This is a genomic window from Hydrogenovibrio sp. (assembly GCF_049975065.1).
Taxonomy (GTDB): domain Bacteria; phylum Pseudomonadota; class Gammaproteobacteria; order Thiomicrospirales; family Thiomicrospiraceae; genus Hydrogenovibrio.
This window is the reverse complement of sequence record NZ_JBNGDN010000072.1, coordinates 1-10,291: the sequence shown is the minus strand read 5'-3', so window position 1 is coordinate 10,291 and position 10,291 is coordinate 1. Positions and strand designations below refer to the sequence as shown.

Here is a 10,291-nt window from a genome sequence, read left to right as displayed (position 1 = left end):
GATCTCCCGCCGACGGTGCCAACCTAAATCAGATCCCTTCCGCTTCGGTCGGGATGACCACTCATAAACCACCAAGACAGGCCGTTTTAATGCCACAAAAATCTGTACCCAGAGGGCATAAATATCTCGGTGTCTCTGTGGTTCAAAACCGGTTAAAAACCCATTGTCACCAGGCCTGGTTATTTCACCTCTTCCGCGAGTGCCGCTTCGAGTTCGTGGGTTTTGGCGAGCGGTGAGCCAGTGCGTTTGGCGATGAGGCTGTAGGCCACGGGAATCACAAACAAACTCAGCAGCGTGGAAAAAGCCACGCCCCACAGCAGCACATAGCCCAAAATCTGCCGCGTTTCCGATCCGGCTCCCTCAGACAATATCAATGGCACTGTACCAGCGCAAGTGGTGAAGGCGGTCATCAGAATCGGCCGCAAACGCAGCTGGGTGGCGGAGACAGTGGCGGCGTAAAACGACATCCCTCTGTCGCGCAACTGATTGGCAAACTCGACAATCAAAATACCGTTTTTCGTCGCCAGCCCCAGCAGTAAAATCAACGCGATCTGACTGTAAATATTCAGCGTCATGCCGTAAAACAGCAGGGCAAAAATCCCTCCGGCAAACGCCAGCGGCACCGTCAGCATAATCACAAACGGCTGAATAAAGCTTTCAAACTGCGCCGCCAGCACCAAAAACACCACCGCCATCGCAAACAGAAACACAAAGTAAATCGAATTGGACGACGTTTGGAAGTCGCGTGACTGCCCTTTATAGTCAATGGTGGCATGCTCGGGCAAGGTGTCTTTCACCAGCCGGTTAAGATAATCCAAGCCTTCGCCCAGTGCCATGCCGTCTGTCAGGTTGGCCGATAGGGTAATGGAGCGCACACGGTTGTAACGGTTCAGGCTGGATGCGGCGGCATCTTCTCGAAAACTGACCAAGTGAGACAAAGGAATCATCTCGGAACCGTCTTCGGCACTGAGGTAAATCTGATTCAAGTCCTGCGGCGCTTGAAACCATTTTGGGTCGGCTTTGAGCAGGATGTCGTATTCTTCACCGTTATACTCAAAGGTGGTCACGCGCTTTGAGCCTAATAACACCTGCAGGGCTTCGGACACCTCTTCATGCGAAATGCCCAGCGCCCGCGCCTTGGCGTAATCGACCTTCAGGCGCAATTGCGGCTTGGTGGGTTCATAATCCCAATCCAGCCCGGTTAGGCCGGGGTTGGTTTTTTCGATGGCGGCATCCATTAACGCCTTCCATTCTTCCAGCTCTTCGTAGCTGGAACCGCCGATGACAAACTGAATCGGTTTTTGAATGCGCCCACCAATGCTGGAGCGCATCACCGGCACCGCTTTGACACCGGATAAATCCGCCAGATCCTTGCGCACCGCCTGCATGATGTCAAAGCCATTGCGCCGCTGCCGCCAATCCTCCAGCACCACTATGACAAAACCGGAATTAAACACCTCACTGTTGCCGAACGAACGCGGCGCACGGATAATCAAACGCTTGGCCTCACCGTTTTCCACCAACGGCAGCAGGCGTTTTTCAATCTCGGCCATATAGCTTTGCATGTAATCGAAGGTTGCCCCTTCCGGGCCTTTGACCATCACAAAAAACACCCCGCGATCTTCTTTGGGCACATATTCCTGCGGCACTTTTTGCGCATAATGCACCAGCGCCGCCAGCACCGCCAAAAACACCAGACTGATCCAAATCGGCCGACGCAGATTCCACACCAAGAATTTTTTAAAGAAGTGATGATTGCCCCAATGAAAACGCGACGAACGCCCAGACCTGGCGGAAAAGGCTTTATCCAGCGTTGTCGGCGCTTCTCCGGTTTGCACCTGCTGTGCCACTGCAGCCGAATGCACGGCTCGCGCCTGCCGAATCGCCTTGGGCGACTGCAAAATATTGGACGCCAGCGCTGGTGACAGCGTCAAGGCCACCCAGCTGGAAAACATCACCGCCACCGCCAGGGTGATGGCAAACTCGGAAAACAGCCGCCCGATATTGCCTTCTAAAAAACCGATCGGCAAAAACACCGCCACCAGCACCACCGTGGTGGCGATGACCGCAAAGCCCACCTGCCGGGTGCCCAGATAGGCCGCGGCAATCGGTCGATAGCCCAAATCCAGATGCCGCTGGGTGTTTTCCAGCACCACTATGGCATCGTCCACCACCAGCCCAATCGCCAGCACCAGCGCCAGCAAGGTCAGCAGGTTCACCGAAAAGCCCAGCATCCACAGCACCCAGAAGGTGGCCAGCAGCGACACCGGCAGCGTCACCGCAGGCACCATGGCCGCCCGCACATTGCGCAAGAACACCAGCATCACCAGCACCACCAGCCCCAGCGCAATAAACAGGGTTTTGTACACCTCATCCACCGCCTGTTGGATAAACACCGAGGCATCGTAGCTGTCTTTCAGCTCCAGACCTTCTGGCAGGGTTTGGTTCACCAAGTCTTTGCGCTCTTTTGCCAGGCGTGCCACGCTCAGGGTATTGGCATTGGACTGTTTGACAATGCCGATGCCCACCATCGGCATGCCGTTACCCTTGAAAAAACGCCGCCGCTCGATCGCCCCCATATACACATTGGCGACTTCGCCCAAGGTGATTTGCCCCGTCTGACCGCTTTGCTTGATAATCAGGTTTTTAAAATCGTCCACCGTTTCCAGCGGCTTGTCGGCCTGCAGCGACAGCATAATGTGCCGTCCCTGCACCGAACCGACCGGCAGCTCGACATTGGAGGCGCGAATCTGAGTTTCAATGTCCTGGGCGGTCACACCGTATTCCGCCATTTTGTTGGGGTCCAGCCAAATGCGCAGCGCAAAGGATTGCCCACCGCCAATGCGCACCCGCGCCACCCCGTCCAGCACCGAAAACCGATCGACAATGTAGCGTTCGGCAAAGTCGGTTAACTCGGGAATGGTCATGCTGTCACTGGCGAGGTTAAACCACATAATCGGGCTTTCATCGCCGTCCACCTTTTCCACTTCCGGCGGATCGGCCTGCTCGGGCAAATTATCCAAGATGCGCGACACCCGGTCTCGGATGTCGTTGGCGGCCGCGTCAATATCGCGGTTAATGCTGAATTCCACCGTGATTTTCGAACGCCCGTCGGTGGATTGCGAAGAAATGTATTCAATGCCGGAAATCCCGGCAATGCGGTCTTCAATGCGTTTGGTGATGCGGCTTTCCACCACCGCAGCGGATGCGCCGAGATAGGTGGTGTCAATGCTGACCACCGGCGGATCCACATTCGGGTATTCCCGCAGGCTCATTCGGTCAAACGACATCAGTCCCACCGCCAGCAGCAGCAAAGACACCACCGTCGCCATGACGGGACGCTTAATGGACGTATCGGACAACCACATCAGCGTTTCGCCACTTGCGCGTTCTTATCCAGCAATTCGGATTGCGGACGACCGTCCTGCATGGCTTTGATGGTCACAGGCCGGTTCAGCGAAATGCCCATTAACCCTTGGCTGACGACACGATCACCGCTCTCCAAGCCGCCGAGAATCTGGGTCATGCGATTGCGACGTTCGCCAGTTTCCACCTCGGTGCGCACCAGTCGATACACTGTCTCTTTGTCACCGGGTTCAAGACGGTACACAAATTGACGGTCGCCCAGCATCAAAATGGCGGTGTTCGGCACCATCAGTTGCTCACGAGTGGGCAGTTCGATAAAGGCACGCACCATCATCTCGCTTTTCAGCAACCCGTCTGGGTTATCCACCCGCGCCAGCGCCTGAATCATACGAATGTTTGCTTCTAAACGGGGTGAAATCGCTTCCAGTTTTCCTGCAAAACGTCGCTGCGGGTAAGCGCTCGATTCAATGGTCACCGCCTGACCGATTTTCAAATCCCCCAGATAACGGCTGGGAAGCAACAGTTTCAATCGCATCTGCCGCGTGTCATCCAAACTGACGATTTTGGTGCCTGGCTGCACCAACGCACCGACACTGATGTTGCGCAACCCCACCACACCGGCAAAGGGCGCATAAATACGCCGATCCGCAATCTGCGCCTGAATCACCTTACGCTTGGCTTCGGCGGTTTTCCATTGACGGTAACGCTCGTCGATTAAAGACCGCGTCACCGTGCCGCGCCCTTCAATTTCCTTCACACGGTCATACTGACGTTTCGCTTCCGCTGCCGATTCCTTGGTTTCCTCCAGCAAGGCAAACTCTTCATCCGACGTCAACTCCACCAGCAGTTGGCTTTTGCGCACCCGCTGACCGTCTTTAAAGTGAATCGCCTTGACGCGCTCGGTGACATTCGCAGCGATGTCCACGGAATCGTTCGATTCCAGTTTGCCCAATAACTCCAAACTCATTGGAAGCGCCACAGGGCGCACATCGTAGGCCACAATGGGCACAGGCGGTTTCGCTTTGGCAACGTCTGCAACCGCCGCTGGCAGGGTGAAAACGGTGGTGAACAAGGTAGCTAAAAAAGTGGCTAAAAAGGCGACCCTGGCCTGACGGTCAAAACGTTCAAAACCTTTTTTAAAGCGTTTAAATCGATGTCTGTCCGTGCGCTGCATAGTCCAAGCCCTTAAAATTGAGTCTGGCGGCCATAGTAAGGTGACCGCCCGATTGGATTGTGAAAATAAAATGAAATCAGATACCGGGCATCGCGGCACCGCACAACCAAGATTAGCGCGTCATCCACTCCGCCCCTTGCCCCAGCCGCGCCACCAAAAAGTCAATCAAACTGCGGGCTTTCTGCGACACAAAACGGTTTTGCGGATAAAGTGCATAAGCGCCCATAGCGGGAATGGTGTAATGGGTTAAGATGGCTTGCAACTCGCCGTTTTGCAATGCCTGCCAAGCAATGAAACGCGGCAACAGCACAAGGCCGTGCCCCGCGATGGCCATCTGCATCAGAAAGTGACCGTTATTGGCCTGAATGCGGCTGTCGGGATGCACCAGATGCGTGCGCCCCTCGGCATCCACCAACGGCCAGGTCGAAGCCTGCTCAGCCGTGTAACGCAACCCTTGATGCGCTTTGAGTTCCGTCACGTCTTTCGGCTCGCCAAAACGCGCCAAATAATCCGGGCTGGCACACAACACAAAGTCAATCGGCGTAATCAGCCGTGCCTGTAAGTTGGTGTCTTTTAAGTCGGCAATACGAAACGCCAGATCAAACCCCTCCTCCACCAACGCCACTTCTCGGTCGGAAAAATCCATGTGCAACGACAGCTTCGGATGCTGCCGCGCAAACTCGTCCAGCAAGGGCGACAAATGCTCCAATCCAAACGACAGCGGCAGCGCCAGCCGCAAACACCCTTCCAGCTCACCGGACTCGGCCTCGGCCAACTGATTCATTTCCGCCACCGCGTCCAGCAACCCCAGCGCCCGCTGATAATACAAACGCCCCGCCTCGGTTAAACTCGACGAGCGCGTGGTGCGGTGAATCAACTTGGTTTTCAAACGCGCCTCCAAATCCGCCAACCGCCGACTGACCGCCGATTTCGCCAGATGCAACTGCTCGGCGGCCTTACCCACACCACCGGCCTCCACCACCCGCACAAACACCTGAATGTCTTCCAACTGTCCCATATCGCCTCCTGAAGACTGAATGTCGCGATTGTTCACCAAAATCGAACACTGTTTTAGCATTTTGCGGCTTTTTCCCAGGCCTGGCAAGCGCTAAACTGATGCCAACCTCATTCACTGGAGACGGCCATGAGCCACCCAACGACACAGAAACCATCCAGCCAACTGCTGCGCATCAGCCACGGCCATCCCGCTTCGGATGGCGCTGGGGTTCAGCTGACACGCTACATCGGCATGTCCGACTGGCCGGATCTCGACCCGTTTCTCATGCTGGACGCCTTTGCCTCGGAAAACCCGGACGACTATATGGCCGGTTTTCCGCCGCACCCGCATCGCGGCTTTGAAACCGTCACCTATCTGCTGCACGGGCGGATGCGCCACCGCGACAATCTGGGCAACGAAGGCGTGCTTGAAGCGGGGGGCATTCAATGGATGACCGCCGGTCGCGGTGTGATTCATTCCGAAATGCCGGAACAGGAAAACGGCTTGCTGCAAGGCTTTCAGCTGTGGCTCAACCTGCCCGCCCACGCCAAAATGACCCCACCGGCCTATCAGGATTTTCCGCCGGACGCGATTCCGCTGGAAGTCCGCGACAACGGCACTCGCATCCGCGTCATCAGCGGCCAAACCGATCAGGGCACGGTCGGCGTCATCCACAACCCGTATGTGCATCCGACTTATCTGGACGTTACATTACCGCCGCACAGCGATTTTCACCAGGCCTGGCAAAATGGGCAACAGGGGTTTATTCTCATGCTCGAAGGGCAACTCCTTTTCGATCACGGCCAAACCGCGCTTAAAACCGGACAACTGGCGCAGTTACGCCCGCCTCAGGCCCATGAGGATGGCCTGCAATGCCGCGCCGCCGAAGACGGCGCTCGCTTCCTGCTGGTCACCGCCACGCCGCTGCAGGAAGCCATTGCCCGCGGCGGGCCGTTTGTGATGAACACCCAGGCGGAAATCCAGCAGGCGTTTGACGACTATCGTCACGGTCGCTTTTGATCCGGCCGCCACAAGAAGCTGGACTTTTGCCAGCCTTCGCATTAGGCTAAAAGCGTTTTTGACAACCCTTGTAATGGAGCCTCTATGACACCGAAAACGACTTGGCTGATTCAGCCGTTTACCCAACTCTCGAAACGCATTTTCCAACCGTTTTTTCTCCTAATCGGTGCCTTGGCACTGGCGTTTGCGCCGCTTTCCCAGGCGGCGGACGACGGGGCCAAAGTGGTGTATCACGTCGATTTCAAAGACCCCACCCGCTATTCCGCCACCCTCACCTCCATTAACAACATCATCGACTATTACGATTCCGAATTGATGGAGCCGGAAATTCACCTCGTCTTTGTCGGTTATGGTCTGCGATTCACCACCGATGACGACCTCAAAGGCACCCCCTATGAAGCCGGTTCCGCACTGAAAGAACGTCGCGCCGAGCTGAAAGGCCGCTTGCAGACGCTGATGGACGTGCGTAATGTCAAGGTACACCTCTGCGACAAAACCCGTGGCGAAGTCAAACTGCCGCCGGAAAAAGTCTACAAAGGCATTGAACTGACCAAATCCGGTGTCGCCAAGATCGCCATGCTGCAAAGCGAAGGTTTTGCTTACCTGAAAATTCAATAGCACTCGAAACCGCAAACCGAGTGCCTCGCGGTTCCAGAGTGACGCGAGTGCCCACCCGCTGGGGCACTCGCTTTACCCCTTCCCTGTCACGCCAACTTTCGGTAGAATAGCGCAATTTACGAAACGGACAACACCGAAACCCATCGGTAGACTGGCATGACAGACACCCCTATTCAACCATCCCCCTCGGATTCATCAGAGTCATCGACTGCGCTGGCTCGAAACGCCGTGGGGTTTATTCGTCTGCAAACCCGCTTACAACTCACCATCGGCCACACCTTCGCCTGGCTCAGCCTGACGCTGGTGTTGCTGACAGCCTTTGTGGTGTTCGACCGTTACGGTCTCGACAGCGGCTCCATCGCATTGCAGGAAACGCTGGTTTACAATCACGCCATTTTATTTATGATGGGCATGGCCTACACCTTGCAGCAAGGCGGCCATGTGCGGGTGGATGTCTTTTACAGCCGCATGTCGCCCAATCGCCAGGCCTGGGTGGATCTGCTCGGCAACCTATTTTTGGCGCTGCCCACCCTGCTGTTTGTGCTTTGGGTCAGTTGGGATTACGTGGCCGCCAGCTGGGAAATTCTGGAAGGCTCTGCCGAAGCGGGCGGTCTGCCGTTTCTGTACTTATTGAAAAGCGTCATCCCGGTGATGGGCGTGCTCATGACGCTGCAAATCTTGTCGGATGCCACCGAAGCGGCACTGAAACTGTTTCAATCCGAGCAACCGGTGGTGCAGGACTGGCTGGCGCAACGCACCCCGCCGCATGAGGAAATGGTGTAATGGAATTTCTCAGCCTGTTACTCTTTGCCCTGATCTTCATCGCCTTAATGATGGGGTTTCCGGTGGCGTTGACCCTCTCCGGCGTATCCCTTCTCTTCGCGCTCGTCGCCACCCAATTCGGCTGGTTTGATGCGGCGTTTCTGCAAAGCGTGCCCAACCGCATTTTCAGCATTATGACCAACCCCACCTTGATGGCGGTGCCGCTGTTTGTGTTTATGGGCATTATGCTGGAAAAGTCCAAACTCGCGGATCAGCTCCTCGGCACCCTAGATGAAGTCATGCGCAGCTTTCGCGGCGGACTGGGGCTGTCGGTCATTTTCGTCGGCGCACTCTTGGCGGCCAGCACCGGCATTGTCGGTGCCACCGTTGTCACCATGGGGCTGCTGGCCTTGCCCACCATGCTCAAGCAAGGCTATTGCCCCAAACTGGCCACCGGCACCATCTGCGCCGCCGGCACCCTCGGCCAAATCATCCCGCCGTCGATCATCCTGATTCTGCTGGCGGACGTGCTTTCCGCCGCCTACCAAGAAGCCCAACTGGAGCAGGGCATCTTCGCACCGGAAACCCTCTCGGTCGGGGATCTGTTTGTCGCCGCCCTCTTCCCTGGCATGTTGCTGGTGGTGCTTTACATGGCCTATGTTTTTATCATTGCTTTGCTGAAACCGGAAAAAGTGCCCGCCGACCGCCAAACCACGATTCCGCCAGGCCTGGGCAAACGCGTGCTGGTCAGCCTCCTGCCGCCGCTGGGGCTGATTCTGCTGGTGCTGGGTTCGATTCTCGGCGGCTTTGCCACCCCCACTGAAGCCGCTTCCATTGGTGCACTCGGCGCCATGCTGTTGGCCGCGATTAAGCGACGTTTAAACCGCCCACGCCTGCAGGAAGTGGTGCGCAGCACCCTGTTAATCACCAGTATGATTTTCCTGATTTTCATCGGTGCCGCTTTCTTCTCGTTGACCTTTCGCGGACTGGGCGGCGACGACCTGATTCACGACTTCCTCACCAACCTGCCCGGCGGCGTTTTCACCGCCGTGCTGATTGTGATGGCGCTGATTTTTGTCATCGGCTTCTTCCTCGATTTTATTGAAATCACCTACATTATCGTGCCGGTGGTGGCACCGGTGCTGTTTATCATGGGCGTGGACCCGATCTGGCTGGGCATTATGATTGCCATCAACTTGCAAACGGCTTTTCTGACCCCGCCCTTCGGCTTTGCGCTGTTTTATCTGCGCGGGGTCACGCCGCCGTCGGTCGCCACTTTGGACATTTACAAAGGCGTGCTGCCCTACATCCTCATCCAACTGTCGGTGCTGGTGCTGCTGGCGCTTTGGCCAGGCCTGGCCACTTGGCTGCCCAGCGTGATTTATCAATAACAGCGGTTTCCCACACCGCCCAGCACACCCATCGACTGGTAAAACCCATACCGTTAAAATCCATCGAAAAGCAAAATAAAACAGCAATTCCATTTCATTTCCGGTAAAATCCCCGACTTGTTGTTACGGTTGGGGCTTTTTTGGATTTGTCCGCTCTTTCCCGTTGACGCATCACTTGATATGCCTGCCTGATTGTCGTTATTCATTTTTAAGGTGCTTCACCTTAAACCATTTGGGGATTCGCAACACGCGTTGCTGAGGAAAACACGGAATTTTCTTGAATTGACCGTTATTCCTAACAGGGTGGCATTGATTTAATTTTGACTTTGCCCGAGAACAAACACAAAGTCGCCACCGAAAAAGGAAACCTCATGAATACTGAGATCAAATTCGCTGATCTGGGTCTGCCCACGTCCATCTTAAACACCCTGACTGAAATCGGCTACGAAACGCCGTCCCCCATTCAGGAACAGGCCATTCCGGTGCTGCTCAATGGCGGCGACATTCTCGGCATGGCACAGACCGGCACCGGTAAAACCGCCGCCTTCGCCCTGCCGATTCTGTCCAATATCGACCTGAAACAGCATTCCCCGCAAGTGCTGGTGCTGGCGCCGACGCGCGAACTCGCCATCCAGGTGGCGGAAGCCTTCCAGACGTTTTCGCGCGGCATTAAAGGTCTGCACGTCCTGCCGATTTACGGCGGCTCGGAATACGGCACCCAAATTCGCGCCCTGAAACGCGGCGTACATGTCGTGGTCGGCACGCCGGGGCGCGTGATGGATCACATCAAAAAAGGCACACTCAAGCTGGACGAACTGAAAGTCATGGTGCTGGACGAAGCCGACGAGATGTTGCGCATGGGCTTTATCGACGACGTCGAATGGATTTTGAAACACACGCCGGATGCGCGTCAAATCGCGCTGTTTTCCGCCACCATGCCGAAAGAAGTGCATCGCATTGCCA

Annotated in this window: 8 protein-coding genes; 5 read left to right on the top strand and 3 right to left on the bottom strand. The window is 55.9% G+C overall.

The window, feature by feature from the left end; translation table 11 throughout:
- Nucleotides 1–179 precede the first annotated feature (179 nt).
- The 3 genes from ACP5D0_RS08380 to ACP5D0_RS08370 form a co-directional block, all read right to left on the bottom strand.
- Nucleotides 180–3,368 (bottom strand): efflux RND transporter permease subunit, encoded by a 3,189-nt coding sequence (locus ACP5D0_RS08380; protein ID WP_472365244.1) that lies wholly within the window; start codon nucleotides 3,366–3,368, stop codon nucleotides 180–182.
- Complete coding sequence (locus tag ACP5D0_RS08375) at nucleotides 3,368–4,540, bottom strand: efflux RND transporter periplasmic adaptor subunit (RefSeq protein WP_472365242.1); 1,173 nt, start codon at nucleotides 4,538–4,540, stop codon at nucleotides 3,368–3,370. Before ACP5D0_RS08375 ends, ACP5D0_RS08380 begins: the two co-directional genes overlap by 1 nt.
- Nucleotides 4,541–4,652: 112 nt before the next feature.
- Nucleotides 4,653–5,618, bottom strand: coding sequence for a LysR family transcriptional regulator (locus tag ACP5D0_RS08370; RefSeq protein WP_472365240.1), 966 nt, complete (start codon nucleotides 5,616–5,618; stop codon nucleotides 4,653–4,655).
- A 66-nt stretch (nucleotides 5,619–5,684) separates the two neighbouring features.
- Between ACP5D0_RS08370 and ACP5D0_RS08365 the strand changes: the two genes are divergently transcribed.
- From ACP5D0_RS08365 to ACP5D0_RS08345, 5 genes are all read left to right on the top strand, one after another.
- Complete coding sequence (locus ACP5D0_RS08365; RefSeq protein WP_472365238.1) at nucleotides 5,685–6,557, top strand: pirin family protein; 873 nt, start codon at nucleotides 5,685–5,687, stop codon at nucleotides 6,555–6,557.
- An 84-nt stretch (nucleotides 6,558–6,641) separates the two neighbouring features.
- Nucleotides 6,642–7,175 (top strand): DsrE family protein, encoded by a 534-nt coding sequence (locus ACP5D0_RS08360; RefSeq protein ID WP_472365236.1) that lies wholly within the window; start codon nucleotides 6,642–6,644, stop codon nucleotides 7,173–7,175.
- A gap of 156 nt (nucleotides 7,176–7,331) precedes the next feature.
- Nucleotides 7,332–7,958 (top strand): TRAP transporter small permease subunit, encoded by a 627-nt coding sequence (locus ACP5D0_RS08355; protein WP_472365235.1) that lies wholly within the window; start codon nucleotides 7,332–7,334, stop codon nucleotides 7,956–7,958.
- Nucleotides 7,958–9,328 carry a TRAP transporter large permease gene (locus ACP5D0_RS08350; protein WP_472365234.1) on the top strand — a complete coding sequence of 457 codons (1,371 nt, stop codon included), beginning with the start codon at nucleotides 7,958–7,960 and terminating at the stop codon, nucleotides 9,326–9,328. Before ACP5D0_RS08355 ends, ACP5D0_RS08350 begins: the two co-directional genes overlap by 1 nt.
- A gap of 371 nt (nucleotides 9,329–9,699) precedes the next feature.
- Nucleotides 9,700–10,291 (top strand): DEAD/DEAH box helicase (locus ACP5D0_RS08345; protein WP_472365232.1); only part of this gene is annotated, 592 nt, incomplete at its 3' end.